Origin of the sequence: Rhizobium sp. Root1334, assembly GCF_001426665.1 — a bacterium.
GTDB lineage: Bacteria > Pseudomonadota > Alphaproteobacteria > Rhizobiales > Rhizobiaceae > Pararhizobium.
In genome coordinates this window covers 33724-54701 of record NZ_LMEY01000014.1, presented here as the reverse complement: position 1 = coordinate 54701, position 20978 = coordinate 33724, and the positions used below count along the sequence as shown (strand labels likewise).

Below are 20978 nucleotides of genomic sequence, written 5' to 3'. Positions count from 1 at the left end.
TACTACAGTTGCGTTTACATTGAAATCGTGATTCACTTCCGGTGTTTGATGGGAGGGGCTTCGATGTCGGTTGCGGGTTGGTCTGGATCAGTTGTGGCCTGGCAGCAGGAGCTTGATTCACTGAAACAGCGACTAGGTCCGGTCTTTGCTCGGCGTGAACTCCGGGCATCGGCCAGTGCCTTCCTGGATGGTTTGTTGTCTGGTGTTGAGCGGAAGACCGGCTGGTTGATGGCTGAACAGGCCGGACTGGAAGGCCCCTATCGCATGCAATCGCTGTTAGGGCGCAGCCAGTGGGATGCCGACAAGCTGCGCGACGTGGTTCGCGCTTATGCGGTAGAGGCAATTGGCGATGCAGACAGCGTCCTTGTGGTCGATGAAACCGGGTTCCTGAAAAAAGGCACTCACTCGGTCGGTGTCGCACGACAATATTCGGGCACGGCCGGACGTATTGAGAACTGCCAGATCGGCGTCTTTCTTGCCTATGCAAGCCGCTACGGCCAGACCCTGATCGATCGGCAGCTTTATCTGCCCAAAGATTGGAGCGAAAACGAAGCGCGTCGAGCTGCGGCTCACGTCCCACAGCAGCAGGCCTTCGCAACCAAGCCGACCATTGCAGCCAAGCTCATTGCCGATGCGCTCGATGCTGGCGTGCCCTGCGCATGGGTCTTGGCCGATGCACTCTATGGATCGGATTCCAAGCTACGCCGTATGCTGGAAGGTCGCGGCCAGCCATATTGTCTGGCGGTTCGTTCCAATCATTGCCTACGCTTTGTCCGCGAGAAACACCTCGAGCAAACTGATCCGGAAACAATGGCTGCGGAACTGGACGCGGCGGCCTGGTCAAGTCATGCAGCCGGAGAAGGCGCCAAGGGTCTTCGGCTATACGATTGGGCCCGTATTCCTCTGAGCTCTCGTCCTGGTGGACAATGGGAACGCTGGCTTCTCATCCGTCGCAGCCGTCGCGAACCCGATGCACGCGCCTATTATTTTGTCTTTGCGCCTGTCGGTACAGAACTTAGCGAGTTGGCTGGTGCTGCCGGGCTACGGTGGACAGTGGAGGAATGCTTTCAGCGCGCTAAAGACGATCTCGGCCTGGATCATTGCGAAGCACGCTCCTGGCATGCCTGGAACCGGCACATGACGCTCGTCATGGCTGGCGCGGCTTTCCTCGCCAAGCTCGGCGCTGATCTACGCCGCGCGGCTAATGGCAAACCGAACGAAAGGAGTCCAAATCCTCCAATCGCCGCCTGACCCGGACGCTCGCTTTATTGCCGACCGTCGCAGAGATCCGATATCTCGATATATTCTCGCATGGTCACTATGGCGACGGACCCACCAGGCTTCCGCAATGATCTCTCACTATAAAACACGCCATCAAACGCAACTGTAGTACTAGAGCAATTTCCCGTCTGATTGAATCGATCAGGGTTTTCAAATCAGTGTCGAACTGATTCAACCTCCATGCTGGTGAAGGAGGCCAGCATGGATGGCTAAAGCTCTTTCACTCGATCTTCGCCAGCGCGTTGTGAATGCGATTGCCACCGGTATGTCCCGCAGACAAGCGGCTGAGCGGTTTGGTGTGAGCGCCGCCAGTGCTATTCGCTGGCAGAAGCAGTTCAGCGACACCGGAACCATTCAATCCGACAAGCAGGGCGGCGACCGTCGTTCGAAACACATCGACGCCCATGCCGCCACGATCCTTGCGCTTTACGAGACGACGCCGGATATCACCCTTGCCGAAATCAAAGTGCGGTTGGCTGAGAGTGGCATAAGGGCCGGGATCGGCACGCTCTGGCGGTTCTTCGACCGGCACGGGATCACGCGTAAAAAAAGACGGCGCACGCGGCCGAACAGGAGCGACCAGCTTTGATGCAAAAGCGCCAGGAGTGGTTCGAAAGCCAACCAGACCTCGATCCCGAGCGCCTGGTGTTCATCGACGAAACCTCTGCTTCAACGAAGATGGCGCGCCTGTATGGTCGAGCACCGAAAGGTCAGCGGTGCCGGGCATCCGTCCCGCATGGTCATTGGAAGACCACGACGTTCACCGCCGGCCTTCGACTGGGCGGCATGGCAGCTCCCATGGTGCTGGACGGCCCGATGAACGGCGACGCGTTCCTTGCCTATGTCAGCCAGGTTCTCGTTCCCGAACTGACGCCTGGCGATATCGTCATCATGGACAATCTTCCCGCCCACAAGGTTGCAGGCGTTCGCGACGCCATCGAAGCGGCAGGGGCAGGCCTGATCTACCTGCCGCCGTATTCACCCGACTTCAACCCGATTGAAATGGCATTCTCCAAACTGAAGGCCTTGCTTCGCGCCGTAGCCGCCAGAACCGTCCCTGACTTGTGGCAGGCCATCGCCGACGCCAGCAAACAGTTCAAACCTGACGAATGCCGGAATTACTTCAAGGCTGCCGGGTATGATGCTTTCTAATGGGAAATTGCTCTAGTGAGACCTGTGCGTCTGATTTTGCGTCCGGTTCGCCGCTCAAATCCAGCGCCCGGGTCACGCTCAGCGCTACGATCGTGCAGATCGCGCCGGAGATCAGGTAACCGCCAATGAAGATGATGCCGAAATTGCTGGCGAGGCCAAGCGCGACGAGCGGCGCAAAGCCGGCGCCGATCAGCCATGCGAGATCGGAGGTCAGCGCCGCACCTGTATACCGGTAATATTGGCCAAAGCGCGACGAGACGGCGCCGGAGGCCTGGCCGAAGGACAGGCCCAGAATGCCAAAGCCGATGATGATAAAGGCATCTTGCCCCGTGCGGCCTGCATCCAGCAGGAACGGTGCCGAGAACGAGAAAATGGCGATGATGATCGCGCCGATCATCAACTGGTTGCGGCGTCCGATACGGTCGGCAATGACGCCGGACAGGACAATGCCGATAAGGCCGACGGCCGCACCCGCTACTTGTACCCAGAGGAACTGCGCCGCCGACTGGCCGCCGAACAGCGTGACCCAGCTCAACGGAAAGATTGTGACGAGGTGGAACATCGCAAAGCTCGCCAGCGGTGCGAAGGCACCCAATAGAACGTCGGAGGAATGTTTGCTGAGCATTTCGAAAACCGGCCGCGCTTGCAGTTCGTTGTTTTCCAGTGCGGAGCCGAATTCCTGGCTGGCGACGATACGAAGGCGGGCAAATAGAGCCACCACGTTGATTGCGAAGGCGACGAAGAACGGATAGCGCCATCCCCAGGACAGGAAGTCCGCGTCGGGCAGATTGGCCACAAAATAACCGAAGAGCGTGCTTGCCAGCGCAAATCCGATAGGTGCGCCGAGCTGCGGGATCATCGCGAACCAACCGCGGCGATGCGACGGCGCGTTGAGGTTGAGCAGCGACGCGAGACCATCCCAGGCGCCGCCGAGCGCGAACCCCTGGCCCAGCCGGAACAGCGCCAGAAGTGCGACCGACCAGTATCCGACGGTTTCATAGCCCGGCAGGAACGCGATGGAGGCCGTGGAGCCGCCGAGAATGAAAAGGGCAATGGTGAGCTTGGTGCCACGTCCGTAATTGCGATCGATCCACATGAAGACGAAGGAACCGACCGGACGCGCCAGGAATGCCAGCGAGAAGACTGCAAAGGACATCATCGTTGCCGCAACCGGGTTGGGCGCAAACGAAAAAACCAGCCGCGGAAAGACAAGGACGGAGGCAAGGCCGTAGACGAAGAAGTCGAAAAATTCCGACATGCGGCCGATGATTACACCCAGGGCAATACTGCCGGCAGAAAGCGGCTTGTCGCCGTGCATCCGCCGGGCGTCCTGTTCGAGCCCTGATGACGATGGATTTCCAGCCACGCCCATAATCTTTTCTCCTCGCAGGATTCCGATTTCATCACAATGTGAACCCAGGCCGGGCTTTGATCAAGAATATGGTGCAAAACCGTTGTGGTCCATCCTATAAACGATTGTACCATTCAGGAAATGCAACAGACGCTTTGACCTCAACCAAAGACCGTTTATACCTTAGCCCAGCTAGACATTCGACTTCGATCGCAGCCACACTTTTTGCAACGCGACAAATTGCTGCACTGCGACGAACCACCTCATTCCGTCATCCGAGGTGCTTCGTTAGTGCGGACCAGACGAACGCAAAAACTCGAGCCCGCTATGTCAAAATGGAAATCCGCCAGCCGCTTTCTCGCCCTGTTGCCACTCCTGGCTTTGGCCGGGTGCAACATGGTTGTCATGGCCCCGTCCGGCGATATCGCCATGCAGCAGCGGGACCTTATCATCATCTCGACGGTGCTGATGCTTTTGATCATTGTGCCCGTGCTGTTCCTGATCGTGTTTTTCGCCTGGAGGTACCGCGGTTCCAACACCAGCGCCACCTACGCCCCCGAATGGCATCATTCGACGGCGCTGGAAGTCGTTATCTGGTCTGCGCCTCTTGCCATCATCGTCGCGCTCGGCGCGATCACCTGGATCAGCACCCACAAGCTTGACCCCTATCGCCCGCTGGACCGGATCGACGCTGAACGCGCGCTTCCTGCCGATGTGAAGCCGATCACCGTCGAAGTGGTCGCACTGGACTGGAAATGGCTGTTCTTCTATCCGGAGTACGGCATAGCCACCGTCAACGAGATGGCTGCGCCCGTTGATGTGCCGATCAATTTCAAGATCACGGCATCCTCGGTGATGAACTCGTTCTACGTGCCTGCTCTTGCCGGCATGATCTACGCCATGCCGGGCATGCAGACGCGCCTTCATGCCGTCATCAACAAGGAAGGCGAATATGAAGGCCTCTCCGCCAACTATTCCGGCGACGGCTTCTCTCATATGCGCTTCAAGTTCCATGGCCTGCAACAGGAAGGCTTCGACCAGTGGGTTGCACGGGTCAAGGCGCAGGGCACGGCGCTGAACCGCGACACCTATCTGAAGCTCGAAAAGCCGAGCGCCAAGGAACCAGTGCGTTACTACGCCACCGTTGCTGACGGGCTCTACGACGCGGTCCTCAACATGTGCACACATCCCGGCAAGATGTGCATGAGCGAGATGATGCATATCGACATGATGGGGGGCGCCGGTGTCGAGAGCCATGAAAACCGGGCTCGCCTCGAATACGATACCCGCCACAGCACCGAACAGGCACCGGCTGCCACGTTCCCCGCAACCGGCAACCCGGCACGCAGCGAGCAGCCGGCCGAGGGTGTGGATGAGCAGCCGATGAACCACGATATGCATCAGGGCCATTCCATGCCCGAAAACGATCAGAACAGCCCCGCTCCGGCGCAACTGAACACCAACAGCACGACGCAGCCGTAAGGCCGCGCACGCGACATTTTGGACAGAACAATGTTCGGCTATAATACTTTGACGGAATTCATCTTCGGGCGGCTGACCTTGGAGGCCATCCCCTATCACGAGCCTATCCTCGTCGTGACGTTTCTTGGCGTGGCACTTGGCGGTATCGCGGTTCTCGCCCTCATCACGAAGTTCAAGCTCTGGGGCTATCTCTGGACGGAATGGTTCACCAGCGTCGATCACAAGAAGATCGGCATCATGTATATCATCCTGGCGATCATCATGCTGCTGCGTGGTTTTGCCGATGCGATCATGATGCGTGTGCAGCAGGCGATCGCCTTCAACGGCAATGAAGGCTACCTCAATCCGCACCACTATGACCAGATTTTCACTGCCCACGGCGTGATCATGATCTTCTTCGTGGCGATGCCGTTTGTCACGGGTTTCATGAACTATGTCGTGCCGCTACAGATCGGCGCGCGCGACGTCTCCTTCCCGTTTCTCAACAATTTCTCGTTCTGGATGACCACGGCCGGTGCGATCATCATCATGATGTCGCTGTTCGTCGGCGAGTTCGCCCGCACGGGCTGGCTTGCCTATCCGCCGCTGTCCGGCTCGGATTACAGTCCGGGCGTCGGGGTCGACTATTACATCTGGGGCCTTCAGGTCGCCGGGGTGGGCACGACCCTGTCGGGCATCAATCTGATCGCCACCATCGTCAAGATGCGCGCGCCAGGCATGACCTTCATGAAGATGCCGGTCTTCACCTGGACTGCGCTTTGCACCAACATCCTGATTGTTGCCACCTTCCCGGTCCTGACCGCAACGCTCGCACTTCTGACCCTTGACCGTTACGCCGGCACGAACTTCTTCACAAATGACCTCGGCGGCAATCCGATGATGTATATCAACCTCATCTGGATCTGGGGTCACCCGGAAGTCTACATCCTCGTGCTGCCGGCCTTCGGTATCTTTTCCGAAGTGGTTGCGACCTTTAGTGGCAAGCGTCTGTTCGGCTACGCCTCGATGGTCTACGCGACCTGCGTGATCATGATCCTCTCCTACCTCGTGTGGCTGCACCACTTCTTCACGATGGGTTCGGGCGCTTCGGTGAATGCCTTCTTCGGTATCACCACGATGATCATTTCGATCCCGACTGGGGCCAAAATATTCAACTGGCTTTTCACCATGTATCGCGGCCGTATTCGCTACGAATTGCCGATGTACTGGACGATCGGCTTCATGATCACCTTCGTCATCGGCGGCATGACCGGTGTCCTCCTCGCGGTTCCGCCAGCGGACTTCGTTCTGCACAATTCGCTGTTCCTCATCGCCCATTTCCACAACGTCATCATCGGCGGCGTGCTGTTCGGCTTGATGGCGGGCATCGTCTACTGGTGGCCAAAAGCCTTCGGTTACAAGCTTGACCGGTTCTGGGGCCTGATGAGCTTCTGGTTTTGGCAGATCGGCTTCTTCTTCGCCTTCATGCCGCTCTACGTGCTCGGCTTGATGGGCGTGACGCGCCGCGTCTCGCAGTTCGAAGATCCTTCGTTGCAGATCTGGTTCATCATCGCGGCCTTCGGTGCTGTCCTCATCGCGCTCGGCATTGCATCCTTCGTCATCCAGCTTGTCGTCAGCTTCCTGCGCCGTGACCAGCTGGCCTGCGGCAGCGATCCCTGGGATGGCCGCACGCTCGAATGGTCGACGTCGTCGCCGCCGCCGGAATACAATTTCGCCTTCACCCCGGTCGTTCACGACCATGACAGCTGGTACGACATGAAGAACCGCGGCTATGAGCGTCCGCTCACCGGCTTCAAGCGGATCCACATGCCGAAGAGCACAGGCACCGGCGTCATTCTGTCCGCCATCAGCATTGCGTTTGCCTTTGCGATGATCTGGTACATGTGGTGGCTGGCGATTGCCTCCTTCATCGCTCTCGTCACCGTGGCGATCGGACATACGTTCAACTACAACCGCGACTTCTACATCCCTGCGGAAACCGTTACGTCGACGGAAGATTCGCGCACGAAACTGCTCGCGGAGCGGACCTGACATGGCACATGACATTCAAACGCAAGCGGGCGAAAAGCCGGTCTTCTACCTGACCGAAGATCATCATCCGGAAAGCAGCACCAATCTGGGCTTCTGGCTTTACCTGATGAGCGACTGCCTGATCTTCGCCGTGCTGTTTGCCACCCACGGCGTGCTCGGCCGCAATTACGCGGCCGGCCCCTCGCCTGCCGACCTCTTCGATCTGCCGTTGGTCGCGATCAACACGGCGATGCTGCTGTTCTCGTCGATCACCTACGGCTTTGCCATGCTGCAGATGGAGAGAAACGCCAAGGCCGAAACGCTGTTCTGGCTCGCAATCACCGGCCTGTTCGGTCTGGCCTTCCTCGGTCTCGAACTCTACGAGTTTGCGCATCTGATCAACGAAGGCGCCGGGCCGACGCGCAGTGCGTTCCTGTCCTCCTTCTTCACACTGGTCGGCACCCACGGCCTGCACGTCACATTCGGCATCATCTGGCTTGTCACCTTGATGGTTCAGGTCTCCAAGCGCGGCCTGATACCGGAAAACCGGCGCCGGCTGATGTGCCTGTCGATGTTCTGGCACTTCCTTGACGTCATCTGGATCGGCGTCTTCTCCTTTGTCTATCTGATGGGAGTCCTCGGATGAGCTCACACCCGCACGCCCCCGCGCATGAAGATGCAGCCGACGCTCATCACGGCCATGGCCACGAGGCGGGCCATGGTTCGCTGAAGGGTTACATGATCGGCTTCGGGCTTTCCGTCATCCTGACGGCGATTCCCTTCATTCTCGTCATGGCCGGGACCTTCGACAGCAAGTTGCTGACGGCTTTCCTCGTGATGGCGCTTGCCGTCGTTCAGATCATCGTCCACATGGTCTACTTCCTGCATATGAGCCCGCGCTCGGAAGGCGGCTGGACGATGATGGCGCTGATCTTTACGCTCGTCATCGTCGGCATTACGCTCGCCGGCTCACTCTGGGTCATGCATCATCTCAATGCGAACATGATGCCGATGTCGCCGGAGATGATGAAGAATATGCCCTGACGGGTAATCACGGTGACCGCAGAACATCCCGCGACCACAGGCAACCCGCGTCGCGCCCGGCTAGTTTTCGTCAGCGTCATGCTGATGCTGACAGCTGCCTTCATCGCGCTCGGTACCTGGCAGGTCCAGCGGTTGTTCTGGAAGCTTGACCTCATTGCCCGCGTGGAGACCCGTATTCACGCGGTTCCCGCTCCGGCGCCGATGGCAGCGGATTGGGGGACGATCAACGCGGAAAAGGACGAATATCGCCGCGTTACCGCGACCGGCCTGTTCGAGCACGACAAGTCGGTCCTTATTCAGGCCGTGACCGAGCGCGGCGCCGGATTCTGGCTGCTGACGCCCCTGCATCTTTCGGATGGATCGACGATTCTCGTCAATCGCGGTTTCTTGCCGGCCGGCCAAAGTGATTCCACGTCACGCGTCGCAAGCGAGATCGCGGCCGGACCGGTCGCGGTCACCGGCCTGCTGCGCATCAGCGAACCCGGCGGCGCTTTTCTGCGCTCGAACGCCCCGGGCGATGACCGCTGGTATTCCCGTGACATTGCTGCCATCGCGCTCGCTAAAGGCCTTGGCCCCTCCGTCGCGCCCTATTTCATCGACGCAGATGCGACCCCCAATCCCGGCGGCTTGCCAGTTGGTGGGCTGACGATGGTCAACTTCCGTAACAGCCATCTCGTCTATGCGATCACCTGGTATGCCCTTGCCATCATGACCGTAGCTGCGACCATTGCCCTTCGTCGCCGGCGGCTTATCTGATCTGGAGCGTCGATGACTAGTGGACAGGACCGCAAGGCAAGGGCTCGAAAGAGCCGCCCTCCGGTTATCAGTGACCTCGCGCAGCAAGCCATGTCTTCATCATGGCAATCTCGCCTTCCTGGGCTTTGATCACCTCCTCGGCGAGTTGGCGGACCTGCGGGTCCTTGCCGTGCTCAAGCACGATTTTTGCCATGTCGATCGCGCCCTGATGGTGCGGGATCATGCCCCGCATGAAGTCAATGTCGGCATCGCCGCTGAACTCGACCATCATGGCCTCATGCATGCGGTCGTTGGCGACTATATAGGCCTTCGTGGAAGGACTGCCGGTTGCTGACATCGCCATTCCTGTCATGTCGTGTCCCTGCATCGGATTGTTCTTGTTCATTTGGCTCTGTGCTGTCGCCAGGCCCGCGCTGATCGCGAGCGAGCCTGCGATGAAAATCGGAGTGAGCTTGTTCATGCAAACGCTCCTGTTCAGTTCGCGGTTGCCGGATAGCCGGCATCATCGAGAACCCTTTGAACAGCAACCGCGCTCACAGTCGTCTCGACCCTGACGGTGCGCGCGGCGGGATTGGTCTCGATCACCGCGTTGGGATCGACGGACTGGATCGCCTTGGTGACGGATTTGGCGCAGCCACCGCAGGTCATGTTCTCGATTTTCAGTTCCATTGGAATTCTCCTTGCTTGGGTTCTATGACGCGGAAGGTGGAGCTTCCCACCATGGGAAGGTCAAGTGGTGCGGAAAAGAAAAATCTGCTATTGACCTTCCCATGGTGGGAAGCCCCATCTTCCGTCCGAACCTGAATTTCGGAACGAGAAAAGGAGGCGGCTATGAATGCCCCCGTTCGAACAACAGACTTATCTGGAGCGATATCGCTACCCATCGAGGGCATGACTTGCGCGTCCTGCGTCGGCCGTATTGAAAGAGCATTGAAAGACGTGCCTGGCGTCGACACCGTTTCAGTCAACCTGGCAACGGAACGGGCGAGCATCACGACAAAATCGGCTGTTGCCCGTGAAAAACTTGTCGCTGCAGTCGAAAACGCCGGATACTCCGTGCCGGTCAAATCCGCCGCTTCCGTCGGTCCCACAGAGTTGTCGATTGATGGCATGACCTGCGCATCCTGCGTTGGCCGCGTCGAGCGCGCACTGAAGGCAGTCCCCGGCGTGACGGAAGCAGTTGTCAATCTGGCGACAGAACGCGCCACGATCCACGGAACAGCCGGTACTGCTGCCCTGATTACCGCGATTGGGGATGCCGGTTACGATGCAAGGGTAATCGGTGCTGCCGCCAATGACGGTGAGGACGAGAATGCCGAACGTGCCGAAAAGAAGGACGCAGAGCGCCGCGAGCTAACCCGAGACTTCACCATTGCGGCCGTGCTGACAGCGCCGATCTTTCTCATTGAGATGGGGTCGCACCTCATTCCGGGCGTGCATGGCATTATCGAAGCGACGATCGGCATGCAGTGGAGCTGGTACATCCAGTTTGCGCTGACAACGCTCGTCCTCTTCATTCCGGGCATCCGGTTTTATGACAAGGGATTGCCGGCGCTCTGGCGTCTTGCCCCTGACATGAACTCGCTTGTGGCGGTCGGCTCGCTTGCCGCCTACGGGTATTCGCTGGTCGCGACCTTCGCCCCCGGCTTCCTGCCGCCCGGCACGATCAACGTCTATTTTGAAGCAGCGGCAGTCATCGTGACGCTTATTCTGCTTGGCCGTCTGCTCGAGGCTCGCGCCAAGGGCCGGACATCCGAAGCGATCAAGCGCCTGGCCGGCCTTCAGGCCAAAACGGCACGCGTTCGCCGGGACGGCAAGACGATCGATCTGCCGATCGGTTCGGTCGTTTATGGCGATATCGTCGAAGTTCGTCCCGGCGAGCGCCTGCCCGTCGATGGCGAATTGGTCGAAGGCGCCAGCTATGTCGACGAGTCGATGATCACAGGCGAACCGATCCCGGTTTCGAAATCGGTGGGTAGCGAGGTTGTCGGTGGCACGGTCAACCAGAAGGGCGCGTTCTCGTTCCGGGCAACGGCGGTCGGCGGCAATACGGTACTGTCGCAAATCATCCGTATGGTGGAAGAGGCCCAGGGCTCCAAGCTGCCGATCCAGGCGCTGGTCGACAAAGTCACCATGTGGTTCGTGCCGGCGGTCTTTGCGGTCGCGGCGCTGACCTTTGCCGCCTGGCTCACCTTTGGCCCGTCGCCCGCACTCACTTTCGCGCTGGTCAATGCTGTGGCCGTGCTGATCATCGCTTGCCCGTGTGCCATGGGTCTGGCGACACCGACCTCCATCATGGTGGGTACCGGCCGGGGTGCCGAACTCGGCGTGCTCTTCCGCAAGGGGGAAGCGCTCCAGTTGCTGAAGGACGCCAAGGTCGTGGCGCTCGACAAGACTGGCACGCTGACCGAAGGCAAGCCGGCCCTGACCGATCTGGAGCTGGCTGATGGCTTCGACCGCCGGGCTGTTCTCAGTCTAGTCGCCGCTGTCGAGGCCAAGTCGGAACATCCGATTGCCAGTGCGATCGTCGATGCGGCCGCTGCGGAAGGCATTTCGCTGCCCGCCGTGTCGGACTTTGAATCAGTGACGGGTTTCGGCGTCAAGGCCGTGGTCGAAGGCAAGCGTGTCGAGATCGGTGCGGACCGCTACATGGTCGAGCTTGGCCATGATGTGGCAGCGTTCTCCAAGGTTGCCGGGCGTCTGGGCGATGAGGGCAAGTCGCCGCTTTATACCGCGATCGACGGCAAGCTCGCAGCGATCATCGCCGTGGCTGACCCGGTCAAGACGACCACGCCTGCGGCCATCAAGGCGCTGCATGCTCTTGGTCTCAAAGTCGCGATGATCACCGGCGACAACGCCCGCACAGCCTGGGCCATCGCTGCCCGGCTGGGGATCGACGAGGTGGTGGCGGAAGTGCTGCCGGACGGCAAGGTCGATGCGGTTCGCCGTCTCCGGGCCAAGTACGGCAAGGTTGCCTTCGTTGGCGACGGCATCAATGATGCGCCCGCACTGGCCGAAGCGGATGTAGGCCTTGCCATCGGCTCGGGTACGGATATCGCCATCGAGGCGGCGGATGTCGTCCTGATGTCGGGCAGCCTGCAAGGTGTGCCCAACGCGATTGCGCTGTCAAAGGCGACGATCGGCAATATCCGCCAGAACCTGTTCTGGGCGTTTGCCTACAACACGGCTTTGATCCCGGTTGCGGCAGGCGCTCTCTATCCAGCCTACGGCATTTTGCTGTCGCCGGTCTTTGCCGCCGGCGCCATGGCACTGTCGAGTGTGTTCGTGCTCGGCAATGCGCTGCGGCTGCGCACGTTCAAAATGGTAAGCTGACAAACCACAGCAGCCGGCCCTCTATACGGGGCGGCTGCTGTTCCATTTTAGGGAGAATACAGATGAACATCGGACAGGCATCAAAGGCATCGGGCGTTTCGGCCAAGATGATCCGTTACTACGAGCAAACCGGCCTCATTCCGGCTGCAGACCGGAAGCTGTCCGGCTACCGCGATTATTCCGACACCGATGTCCATATGCTGCGTTTCATCCGCCGCGCACGTGATCTCGGTTTTTCCGTTGCCGAGATCAGCGACCTTCTGGGTCTTTGGCGCGACGAGACCCGCCAGAGCGCTGAGGTCAAACGGCTGGCACAAGGCCACATCGATGAACTGAAAAACAAGATCAAGGGGCTGCAGGACATGGCCCATACGCTGACAACCCTGGTCAACGCCTGCCACGGCGACCACCGCCCCCACTGCCCAATCCTGCAAAGCCTCGAAAGCGGTCAGAAGGATGAAGACCTGTCGATCCAGCCCCGCACTGGCGCTGTCGCGCGCCTGTCGCAATAAAGAATGACCGGGGCGCTGTGCCGCGTCTCGGAAAGTACCAGTGCTACGCTCCGGCGCAAGCGTCAGCGGCCTGAATTTATAGTTCCGACGGCTTGATGCCGCTGCCACCGTCGCAAAGCCTGCTTGCGTTGAGAAGCCCCCATCCGAACACCGGGTCCTTGCCGGGCTTCCCGATGTCATCGGTAAATTGCCTTATTCTTACCTCCAGCTTCTCAGGCGACATATCCGGCTCGCCGGCAATCAGCACCGAGACCGCCGCCGTTACGAAGGGGGCCGCGAAGGATGTGCCGGTCTTTTGCCGTGCGCCGGAAACGGACGCGGCAGTCCAGACCCCGACGCCAGGAGCGGCAATATCAACATACTCGCCACGCACGGCGCGGCGGTAAGGGTTGCGCCCCTTGTCAACGGCCGTCACGGCAATCACGTCGTCATAGGCTGCGGGGTAGACCGGCTTGGCGTTCGGCCCGTCATTGCCGGCGGCAGCCACGAGGATCATCCCGCGATCGGCCGCCGTTTTCACCGAGGTCTCAAGCACCGCGTTCGCTGGACCGGTCAAGCTCAAGTTGACGACCTTGACGTCACGCTGAACGAGCAGATCCAGCGCGCGAACCAGGTCGTAGATACTGGCGATATCTGCGGATTTTCCGAACCGTTGAAAGGCATCGACGGCGATGAGTTCCGCTCCAGGCAAGAGGCCCGGGACCCGGCTGTCTGACGCTCCGATCAAGAGGGCGGCGACGGCAGTACCATGCTGTGCGCCCGACTTTGTCTCTTCCCCTTCGCCAAGGCGTATGACCTCCAGCTGCGTATTCGTCAGGCTCACGTGCCCGGCATTGATCGCCGTATCGATGAGGCCAATGCGGGGCGGCTTCGTACAATTCGTGATCTCATCGGCCGGCCATCCGACGATCTCACGGACGAGTGCACAGCTCTCCCCTGTGCAACCGGCCTTGCTCTCCGATTGCGGCTGGTAGAAATGATTGAAGTCGACCGTCGCCGTCGCGCTGCGGGCAACAACAGCGGCACGCGCCGTTGTGAGCGTCATGCCTCGCGGTACGATGAGCCGTACCATTTCACCCCCGATGAGCGTAATCCGGGTGCGATCCTCAACGGCAAATCCTTCCTGAACCAATCCAGCGATCGCTGCGTCCTCAAGACCGATCGCGATGAGCTCGTTTGGCGCACGCTCCGGCACCGCGGCTGGGCGTCGCACAGGTGCGCGGCGCTCGCGGGAAGGCCAGCGAAAGAGCGAACGCAAGTCGCCAAAGGTATCTCCGCCACGATGATATCCGCTGTTGCCGCGGTTTCCGTCGCGGCCATAGCCACCACCCCCAGCAGCACCACCGCCCCCGCCGCCGTCATCGTCTCCATCATCATCGTCCGCAAGCGCAGCGGGAATGGTGAAGGCAGCCTCATTGACCGGCAGTGGCAGAACCACCATCGCTCCTACGGTGACTGCGGCAGTGAGGAGGCGCAATGGTTTTATCTTGGCAATGAGCAGCACGGTCAGTCTCCTGTGGCGGCTTTCCAATCCAGAATCTTGGACCAGGGAGCCGCTTTCGATCAAACTATCCTGAAAATACGTTTGACTCGACAGGTTATTCCCTGGCGTGCAAAAAAGCGGAATGACCGACGACATGCAGACAGTACCGGAACGGCTGGTTGCCTTCCTGCCGAATCTCAGGCGTTTTGCAATCTCGCTCTGCCGTTCCCGGGAGATGGCAGACGATCTTGTGCAGACTGCCTGCGAGCGCGCCATACTCGCAGCCGACAGCTTCGTACCCGGCAGCCGGTTCGACGCATGGATGTTCCGCATTCTGCGAAATCTGTGGATTGACCACCTGCGCCGCCAGAAGACGGCAGGCCCGCACGACGATCTGGAGGAGGCGCGTGATGTGTCGGTTCCGTCGGGCGAAGCTGCCTCGCTTGCGCGCATGGATCTGCTCGAAGTCACCGCTGCCTTGCAGAAGCTGCCGGAGGAACAGCGCGAAGTGCTCGTGCTGGTCTGTGTCGAGGAACTGAGCTATCGCGACACGGCCGAAGTTCTGTCGATCCCAATCGGAACCGTGATGAGCCGCCTTGCCCGAGCGCGGAAAAATCTTGCGGAACTGACGGGAATAAGTTTCGGGGAAAAACGTTCGTTCGATACGAAAGGGGGCGTTGCATGACCCGACACGATTTTGACGACGAGACATTGATGGCTTTTGCCGACGGTGAGCTGGACGAGGCGACAAGCGCCCGGCTGGAGGCAGCCCTTGCAACCGACGAGACGCTGGCCGAACGATTGGCAGTGTTTTTCGAAAGCCGCCTGCTGGTCGCCGGCGCCATGAAGCCGTTGATCGATGAACCGGTGCCGGAAGCGCTTCTTAAATCCGTTCGCCGCATGGCTGACGACGCGCGCAGCGGGGAAACGAATGCCGGCAATATTGTGTCCTTGCGCCCGAAGCCGCAACGAGAAACACGTCGTTGGCTCATGCCGCTGGCGGCAAGTATCGTCGCGGTGATTACTGGCGTCGTCGGCTTCACGGTGGGCCGCAATCTGGACCCGGCCACGCTGGATTCCAGCGCCGAAATCGCTACGGTGCTGGACCGCGAGGCATCCGGACAAGATATCGCCCTTGGCGCCGGGGAGACGCTTCATGTCATCGCCTCCTTTCGCGATAAGAACGGCTCACTCTGCCGCGAGTACGAATTGAAGCAGGCGTCGAGCAGCACGGTCTCCATCGCCTGCCGCCAGGACCAGACGTGGGTGACGCAATTGGCCCTCTCATCTGCAAAAGCCGAGGGCTATGTCCCTGCTTCCGCGCAGGAGACGATCGATGCCTATCTCGCGTCGATCGAAGCCGGTGCTCCCCTGTCGCCCGAGGAGGAACGGGCAATCCTGGCGCCCTGATTGAATATTTTTAAACGCCGGGAATATGTCTTTCCGGGCGCCGTTCTTCTCACATCAAATCATGAGGAGAACAGCCATGGCACTCGCACTTTTAAGGAAGCCACAGCCCCGGCTGACCTTTCTTTGCCGCAAGGAGGACGAGGGTGTTATCTCCGCTCCCGTGCGTGCCAAGTCGGCACTGCCCGACTGGTTCCGCAAGCTGCCGCCTGTCGACGAGGCGCATGTCTCGCCCACCAATAGCGGGCTGACGGTGAAACGCTGCATGCCCTTCCTCGACGCCATGGCCGCGGGCTGGGTGATCGGGCTTGCCGCAAGCGTGCGCATGGAAATCTCCGATGGTGGCAAGACGGTCAATTGCGGCTGGGATTTTGACCGCACGCTCGTCAGCAATCATGCCAGCCACCAGGTGGCCGGTAATCCGCGAGAGCCGCTGCCGCCTTGCAAGTTCCACAATTACTGGACCATACGCACGCCACCTGGCTGGAGCTGTCTGTTCGTGCCGCCGCTCAATCGCCCGAATGGCGTATTTGAGATTGTTGCCGGCGTCGTGGATACCGATACCTATCAGTCGGAAATCCACTTCCCGTTTTTCGCGACCGGCGAGGACGGACTGCATGTGCTGGAGCGCGGCACGCCGATCGTCCAGGTCATCCCTTTCCGCCGCGAAACATTCGACCTCGATGCGGACATTCGAGCGGAAAGCCAGATGGAGGGTACCGTTCGCCAGACGATCCTGCGCAAGACGTTGGCATCGGACGGCTGGTATCGCCGGTTCGCCCGCGCCCAGAGATAGTTTTCCGGACCGCATCACCCGCCGTGACCGTCGCTACCCGAGTAGCGGCGGCGATGCTGCATGTGTTGCATTGGCTGCTTATCCGATTGAAAATATTTTCGTTTTTCGGGAATAAGGATCATTCGCCACCGTTTCTCCCTCGCAGCCAACGAGGCTGTCACTCAAAGGAGAAATGGCATGAAGAAGTTCATCGCAATCCTGAGCGCGTTCCTGGTCGTCGGCGCCGCAGCGCCTGCGCCGGCGGTCGCAGACGATCCGGTTCACCGCTTCCTGCAGAAGATGGCGAGAAGCAACAAGGCAAGCCAAGCTCACTACAACCGTAACCGCGACGATGACCGCCGCGGTGGCTGGAGTTCGAACCGAAACTCCAACAGTTCGTCGAATTCCTCCCGCAATTCCAACTCGAATTCCAGCTCGAATTCAAGTTCCAACAGCAGCTCCAATTCATCAAGCAATTCCAGCTCCAACAGTTCGTCCAACTCTTCGAGCAACTCAAGTTCGAATTCCTCGTCCAACTCCTCGTCGAATTCATCATCCGACGACGATTGAGCTGCAACCCGAAAGACTGAAAGGAGGGCGATCGTGGCCCTATATGCAATCGCCCCTATGGAACCCCACGCTGGCCAGCGTGGGGAACCGTCCACCGCATCTGAGCGCACAGTGCCGCTTGCCCGCGTCAAGCAGATCGTTGCAGCGATCGTGCTTGTCTTCAGCGTCGTCCTGATCTTCCTCGCGATCGACGGTCTCACCATGAACATGCGGTTGACGCTCGCCGTTTTTGTCGCAACGATTACCGCCTGGACCATTCTGGACTTGCCGGATACGCCCGTGGCGCTTGCGGGGGCGGCTATCTTGCCGGTCGTCGGCGCAATTGACGAGGACGTGCTTTACCGTTCGCTCGGGAATGACATTGTCTGGTTGATGCTGGCGGCCTTCGTCGTTGCCGGCGTGCTGCGGCAGGTGGGCGTCATCGAACAGATCATTCGCCGACTGCTTGTCCGGATCGCGACCGTGCAAGGCTTGTTCTGGACGTTGACGCTGTTGATTTTCGCCACGGCCTTCATCATCCCCTCAACCTCGGCGCGCGCTGCCGTTCTGGCGCCGGTCTATCTCGGCCTTTCCGCCGCGATCGGCAACGCACGGGTCAGCCGCGCGCTCGCGCTGCTCTTTCCCACGGTTATCCTGCTTTCCGCCGGCGCGTCGCTGATCGGTGCTGGTGCCCATCTCGTCGCGGCCGGGATGATGGAGCGGTTGCGTGGGCAAAGCCCCGATTTTCTGGGCTGGATCGCGCTTGCCGGTCCTTTCTCGGTTTTGTGTTCGCTGCTTGCCTGCGCCGTACTGCTGCGCCTTTTCCTCACCCGCGAGGAGCGGTCGATGATGATCGCCGAACGCAAGGCTAACGAAACCCCGACCGCGTTGACCCGCCAGCAATGGGCTGTGATTGCGGTCACCGGTGCGATGATCCTGCTGTTTGCGGCGCAGCCCATGCACGGCATCGGCATGCCCCTCATCGGTATTGCCGCCGCCCTTCTCCTGGCCAACCAGAAGGTCTCTGGCCTGCCGCTGAAAACAGCCCTCAAGAGCGTCGAATGGAACCTTCTGCTCTTCCTGGCCGGCACGCTCGTCATCGGCGAGGCATTGTTGGAAACCGGCACTGCGAAAGTGTTGGCCGAGCGGATGGTCGATATTGCCGGCAGCAGCATCGCGGCCTGGCCCGTGCTCATTATCGGGTTCGGCGCCATCGTGGCGACCCTTTCCCACCTCGTCATCACTTCGCGCACCGCGCGGGCAACCGTTCTCATTCCAGCCCTTGCTTTACCGCTTGCGGCCCTTGGCGTTGACCCGCTCAATCTTGTGATGGTCGTCACGCTGGCAAGCGGCTTCTGCCAGACGCTGATGGTGTCCGCCAAGCCGGTGGCGCTGTTCGGTGCGATGGATCCGCCGCCCTTCGGACAAGGCGACCTGCTGCGGCTTGCCGGTTTTCTGATCGTGCCCTTCGTGCTGCTCCTCGTCTTCTTTGCCACGCTCGTCTGGCCGCTGCAGGGCATGCCACTGCACTGAATGGCATGGAGAGACAAAAGAGAAGGTCGCCTCGTGCGGCCTTTTTTATTTAGCCGGCTAAATTTATTTTTAATCTGCCGGAATAGATTTTGGACCGTCCCGTTCCTCCCCTGTCACATCATTGTCATAGGAAAAGGAACACCCCATGTCTTTCACCGTTCTAGTCGCACCCTCCGGTTTCAAGGAAAGCCTGTCGGCGGATCAGGCAGCGGATTGCATCGAAAGTGGCGTCCTGCGCGCGTTTCCCGGCGTTACCGTCATCAAGGCGCCAATGGTCGATGGCGGAGAGGGTTTCACCAAGGCACTCGTCAAGGCGACCGGCGGGACGCTTCACCACCTGACAGTGACCGGCCCGGTCAATGATCCGGTCGAGGCGCATTTCGGTTTCCTTGGCGGCAGCAGTGAGCCGACCGCCGTCATCGAGATGGCCGCCGCCGCCGGGCTCAGCCTCGTACCGCGTGACCGGCGCAATCCCTGCCTGACGACGAGCTACGGCGTTGGCGAACTGGTCCTTGCCGCACTCGACCGCGGCGCGCGGCGCATCCTTCTCGGTTGCGGCGATAGCGGCATCAATGATGGTGGCGCCGGCATGGCCGAAGCGCTGGGCATCCGGTTCCTGGACGAAGCAGGCAATCTTGTGCCCCGCGGCGGTGCAGCCCTTGCCCGCCTCGCCACCATCGACATCGGCCGCCGCGATCCGCGCCTTGATAGCGTGCGCATCGATGCTGCCGTCAACTGGCACAATGTGCTGCTTGGCGAGCGCGGCGTCGCCCGCATCTTCGGGCCACAGAAAGGCGCAACCCCGGCCCAGGTGGAATTGCTCGCGACGGCCATGGAGACCTATGCGAGGGCCATCCGGTGCACAACGGGCATTGATGTCGGCATGGCGCCCGGGTCCGGCGCGTCCGGCGGGCTGGGTGCCGCGGTGCTCGGCCTCCTCGGCGGCAAGCTGCACCGCCGCTACGACATCGTCATGCAGTATCTGGAACTGGACCGGTTCATCGCACAGGCCGATCTGGTCATCACCGCAGAAGGCAGCCTCGACGGGCAAACCCCATTCGGAAAGGTGCCTGCCGAAGTGGCCGCACGCGCGAAAAACGCTGGCGTGCCCGTCATTGCGCTTGCAGGAACCATCGGCAAAGGCGTGCGCCTCAATTTCGAGCATGGCATTGATGCCTTTGCCTCGATCCTGAGCAGGCCCTGCTCGCTGGAAGACGCCATCTTCAGCGCGCCGAAGCTGCTGTCCCGGGCGGCAGAGGATGCCGCTCGCATGGTGATGGTGGGCATGAAACTTGGGGCAAGATGGCGCCAGGTTGCGTGATTTGCCTGAAGCGCAAATTGAAACGACCGGCCGCAGGGGCTGCCTGCCCCTGCGGCTCCTTGCGCGTTCTCGCTGTTATTGTTGCGACGGCAAACGGCTGCTGACGATGCTTGCGTCGAGGGCCTCGTAGCCCTTCAGGTCGATGAGATCGTACAGTTCCGCACGCGTCTGCATCGTCCCAACGGCACCGGTGGTGGAACCTTCGGCGGCGAGGTGCTGATAGAGACGCTGCTGGGCCTTGTTCGCCACGCGAAGCGAGGAGACAGGCCAGATCACCATGCGGTATCCGATCTCCTGCAGTTCGTCCGCAGTCATCGGGGGCGATCTGCCGAACTCCGTCATGTTTGCCAGAAGCGGCACACCCTTCATCGCTGTTGCGAACTCCGCAAACATCTCCGCGTTCGTCAACGCCTCGGGGAAGATCGCGTCCGCACCCGCCTGGACATAGAGCCTCGCGCGGTCGATTGCCTTGTCGAGTCCTTCGTCGGCAGCGGCGTCCGTTCGCGCCAGGATGAGAAGCGAACGCCGGGCACGCGCGGCAGCCGCCACCTTGGCAGCCATATCCGCCGGACTGGCCAGCTTCTTGTCGTTCAGGTGGCCGCATTTCTTCGGGAGAACCTGATCCTCGATCTGGATGGCCGCGGCTCCCGCCTCTTCAAGTCGGCGGCCAGTGTGCATGACATTCAGCGCCTCGCCGAAGCCCGTGTCCCCATCCACCAGCAAGGGTAACCCCGACGCCCGGACGATCTGCCGTGTAAAGAACAGCACGTCCTCGAGCGTCAGGATCCCGAGATCCGGCAGCCCCATGGAAGCACTCATCGCCGCACCTGACAGATACAGTGCCTGGAAACCGGCGGCTTTTGCCTGAAGGGCAGCAAGACCATTGTGCGCGCCCGGCATCCGGACGATCTCGGGCCTGGAGAGAAGTTCGCGAAGGCGCATTCCGGCGGGGACAGCTTCTTCTGCGGCAGGAACAAGGTACGTCATCG

The 20978-nt window shown here is 60.3% G+C and carries 19 protein-coding genes and 1 pseudogene; 15 read left to right on the top strand and 5 right to left on the bottom strand.

What is annotated here, in order from left to right:
* Positions 1-63: 63 nt before the first annotated feature.
* Both ASD36_RS17685 and ASD36_RS30230 read left to right on the top strand, forming a co-directional pair.
* Positions 64-1251 (top strand): IS701 family transposase, encoded by a 1188-nt coding sequence (locus ASD36_RS17685; protein ID WP_060511561.1) that lies wholly within the window; start codon positions 64-66, stop codon positions 1249-1251.
* A 235-nt stretch (positions 1252-1486) separates the two neighbouring features.
* Positions 1487-2433, top strand: a protein-coding gene (locus ASD36_RS30230) for an IS630 family transposase (protein ID WP_112834759.1) whose coding sequence is annotated in 2 segments (ribosomal slippage) — positions 1487-1832 and positions 1832-2433 — 948 coding nt in all. Because the reading frame shifts where the segments join, the coding sequence is not laid out codon by codon here.
* A 58-nt stretch (positions 2434-2491) separates the two neighbouring features.
* Here ASD36_RS30230 and ASD36_RS17670 read toward each other — a convergent pair.
* A pseudogene (locus tag ASD36_RS17670) lies at positions 2492-3805 on the bottom strand (MFS transporter); the annotation flags it as partial.
* A 306-nt stretch (positions 3806-4111) separates the two neighbouring features.
* On the opposite strand from ASD36_RS17670, the gene cyoA reads away from it, so the two are divergent.
* The 5 genes from cyoA to ASD36_RS17645 all read left to right on the top strand — a co-directional run bounded on the left by cyoA (position 4112) and on the right by ASD36_RS17645 (position 9076).
* On the top strand, positions 4112-5266 hold the full coding sequence (gene cyoA, locus ASD36_RS17665; protein WP_060511556.1) for a ubiquinol oxidase subunit II: 1155 nt from the start codon (positions 4112-4114) through the stop codon (positions 5264-5266).
* A 30-nt stretch (positions 5267-5296) separates the two neighbouring features.
* Positions 5297-7297 carry a cytochrome o ubiquinol oxidase subunit I gene (gene cyoB / locus ASD36_RS17660; RefSeq protein WP_060511554.1) on the top strand — a complete coding sequence of 667 codons (2001 nt, stop codon included), beginning with the start codon at positions 5297-5299 and terminating at the stop codon, positions 7295-7297.
* A gap of 1 nt (position 7298) precedes the next feature.
* On the top strand, positions 7299-7922 hold the full coding sequence (gene cyoC, locus ASD36_RS17655) for a cytochrome o ubiquinol oxidase subunit III (RefSeq protein ID WP_060504362.1): 624 nt from the start codon (positions 7299-7301) through the stop codon (positions 7920-7922).
* Complete coding sequence (gene cyoD / locus ASD36_RS17650) at positions 7919-8320, top strand: cytochrome o ubiquinol oxidase subunit IV (protein ID WP_060511552.1); 402 nt, start codon at positions 7919-7921, stop codon at positions 8318-8320. Before cyoC ends, cyoD begins: the two co-directional genes overlap by 4 nt.
* Positions 8321-8398: 78 nt before the next feature.
* Positions 8399-9076, top strand: a complete 678-nt coding sequence (locus ASD36_RS17645; RefSeq protein ID WP_060511570.1) for an SURF1 family protein — start codon at positions 8399-8401, stop codon at positions 9074-9076.
* 67 nt (positions 9077-9143) lie between these two features.
* On the opposite strand, the gene ASD36_RS17640 is transcribed toward ASD36_RS17645, so the two are convergent.
* On the bottom strand, positions 9144-9536 hold the full coding sequence (locus ASD36_RS17640; protein ID WP_060511550.1) for a DUF305 domain-containing protein: 393 nt from the start codon (positions 9534-9536) through the stop codon (positions 9144-9146).
* Positions 9537-9550: 14 nt separating this feature from the next.
* Complete coding sequence (locus tag ASD36_RS17635; protein ID WP_060511548.1) at positions 9551-9745, bottom strand: heavy-metal-associated domain-containing protein; 195 nt, start codon at positions 9743-9745, stop codon at positions 9551-9553.
* 162 nt (positions 9746-9907) lie between these two features.
* Between ASD36_RS17635 and ASD36_RS17630 the strand changes: the two genes are divergently transcribed.
* Entirely contained in the window at positions 9908-12409 is a 2502-nt protein-coding gene (locus ASD36_RS17630) for a heavy metal translocating P-type ATPase (protein ID WP_060511546.1), read from the top strand.
* Positions 12410-12471: 62 nt separating this feature from the next.
* Entirely contained in the window at positions 12472-12921 is a 450-nt protein-coding gene (cueR, locus tag ASD36_RS17625; RefSeq protein WP_060511544.1) for a Cu(I)-responsive transcriptional regulator, read from the top strand.
* 76 nt (positions 12922-12997) lie between these two features.
* Here the strand turns inward: cueR and ASD36_RS17620 are convergent, their stop codons facing one another.
* Entirely contained in the window at positions 12998-14425 is a 1428-nt protein-coding gene (locus ASD36_RS17620; RefSeq protein ID WP_244489852.1) for a S8 family serine peptidase, read from the bottom strand.
* A gap of 121 nt (positions 14426-14546) precedes the next feature.
* Here ASD36_RS17620 and ASD36_RS17615 point away from each other — a divergent pair, with 121 nt between their 5' ends.
* The 6 genes from ASD36_RS17615 (at position 14547) to ASD36_RS17590 (ending at position 19989) form a co-directional block, all read left to right on the top strand.
* Entirely contained in the window at positions 14547-15089 is a 543-nt protein-coding gene (locus ASD36_RS17615; protein ID WP_060511542.1) for an RNA polymerase sigma factor, read from the top strand.
* A 29-nt stretch (positions 15090-15118) separates the two neighbouring features.
* Positions 15119-15814 (top strand): hypothetical protein, encoded by a 696-nt coding sequence (locus tag ASD36_RS17610; protein WP_244489851.1) that lies wholly within the window; start codon positions 15119-15121, stop codon positions 15812-15814.
* A 76-nt stretch (positions 15815-15890) separates the two neighbouring features.
* Positions 15891-16607, top strand: coding sequence for a DUF6065 family protein (locus ASD36_RS17605; protein ID WP_060511539.1), 717 nt, complete (start codon positions 15891-15893; stop codon positions 16605-16607).
* A 177-nt stretch (positions 16608-16784) separates the two neighbouring features.
* Positions 16785-17156 carry a hypothetical protein gene (locus tag ASD36_RS30700; RefSeq protein ID WP_156393883.1) on the top strand — a complete coding sequence of 124 codons (372 nt, stop codon included), beginning with the start codon at positions 16785-16787 and terminating at the stop codon, positions 17154-17156.
* 33 nt (positions 17157-17189) lie between these two features.
* A complete protein-coding gene (locus tag ASD36_RS17595) occupies positions 17190-18668 on the top strand; it encodes an SLC13 family permease (RefSeq protein ID WP_244489850.1) in 1479 nt (492 codons plus the stop codon).
* A gap of 145 nt (positions 18669-18813) precedes the next feature.
* Positions 18814-19989 (top strand): glycerate kinase, encoded by a 1176-nt coding sequence (locus ASD36_RS17590; protein WP_060511533.1) that lies wholly within the window; start codon positions 18814-18816, stop codon positions 19987-19989.
* A 75-nt stretch (positions 19990-20064) separates the two neighbouring features.
* On the opposite strand, the gene prpB is transcribed toward ASD36_RS17590, so the two are convergent.
* Positions 20065-20976, bottom strand: coding sequence for a methylisocitrate lyase (gene prpB / locus ASD36_RS17585; protein ID WP_060511531.1), 912 nt, complete (start codon positions 20974-20976; stop codon positions 20065-20067).
* Between the last annotated feature and the right edge of the window lie 2 nt (positions 20977-20978).

What these genes read in the sequence shown, in the direction of transcription:
- ASD36_RS17685 (WP_060511561.1), top strand. Translation starts at nt 64, where the DNA reads ATGTCGGTTGCGGGTTGGTCTGGATCAGTTGTGGCCTGGCAGCAGGAG.
- cyoA (WP_060511556.1), top strand. Translation starts at nt 4,112, where the DNA reads ATGTCAAAATGGAAATCCGCCAGCCGCTTTCTCGCCCTGTTGCCACTC.
- cyoB (WP_060511554.1), top strand. Translation starts at nt 5,297, where the DNA reads ATGTTCGGCTATAATACTTTGACGGAATTCATCTTCGGGCGGCTGACC.
- cyoC (WP_060504362.1), top strand. Translation starts at nt 7,299, where the DNA reads ATGGCACATGACATTCAAACGCAAGCGGGCGAAAAGCCGGTCTTCTAC.
- cyoD (WP_060511552.1), top strand. Translation starts at nt 7,919, where the DNA reads ATGAGCTCACACCCGCACGCCCCCGCGCATGAAGATGCAGCCGACGCT.
- ASD36_RS17645 (WP_060511570.1), top strand. Translation starts at nt 8,399, where the DNA reads ATGCTGATGCTGACAGCTGCCTTCATCGCGCTCGGTACCTGGCAGGTC.
- ASD36_RS17640 (WP_060511550.1), bottom strand. Translation starts at nt 9,536, where the DNA reads ATGAACAAGCTCACTCCGATTTTCATCGCAGGCTCGCTCGCGATCAGC.
- ASD36_RS17635 (WP_060511548.1), bottom strand. Translation starts at nt 9,745, where the DNA reads ATGGAACTGAAAATCGAGAACATGACCTGCGGTGGCTGCGCCAAATCC.
- ASD36_RS17630 (WP_060511546.1), top strand. Translation starts at nt 9,908, where the DNA reads ATGAATGCCCCCGTTCGAACAACAGACTTATCTGGAGCGATATCGCTA.
- cueR (WP_060511544.1), top strand. Translation starts at nt 12,472, where the DNA reads ATGAACATCGGACAGGCATCAAAGGCATCGGGCGTTTCGGCCAAGATG.
- ASD36_RS17615 (WP_060511542.1), top strand. Translation starts at nt 14,547, where the DNA reads ATGACCGACGACATGCAGACAGTACCGGAACGGCTGGTTGCCTTCCTG.
- ASD36_RS17610 (WP_244489851.1), top strand. Translation starts at nt 15,119, where the DNA reads ATGGCTTTTGCCGACGGTGAGCTGGACGAGGCGACAAGCGCCCGGCTG.
- ASD36_RS17605 (WP_060511539.1), top strand. Translation starts at nt 15,891, where the DNA reads ATGGCACTCGCACTTTTAAGGAAGCCACAGCCCCGGCTGACCTTTCTT.
- ASD36_RS30700 (WP_156393883.1), top strand. Translation starts at nt 16,785, where the DNA reads ATGAAGAAGTTCATCGCAATCCTGAGCGCGTTCCTGGTCGTCGGCGCC.
- ASD36_RS17590 (WP_060511533.1), top strand. Translation starts at nt 18,814, where the DNA reads ATGTCTTTCACCGTTCTAGTCGCACCCTCCGGTTTCAAGGAAAGCCTG.
- prpB (WP_060511531.1), bottom strand. Translation starts at nt 20,976, where the DNA reads ATGACGTACCTTGTTCCTGCCGCAGAAGAAGCTGTCCCCGCCGGAATG.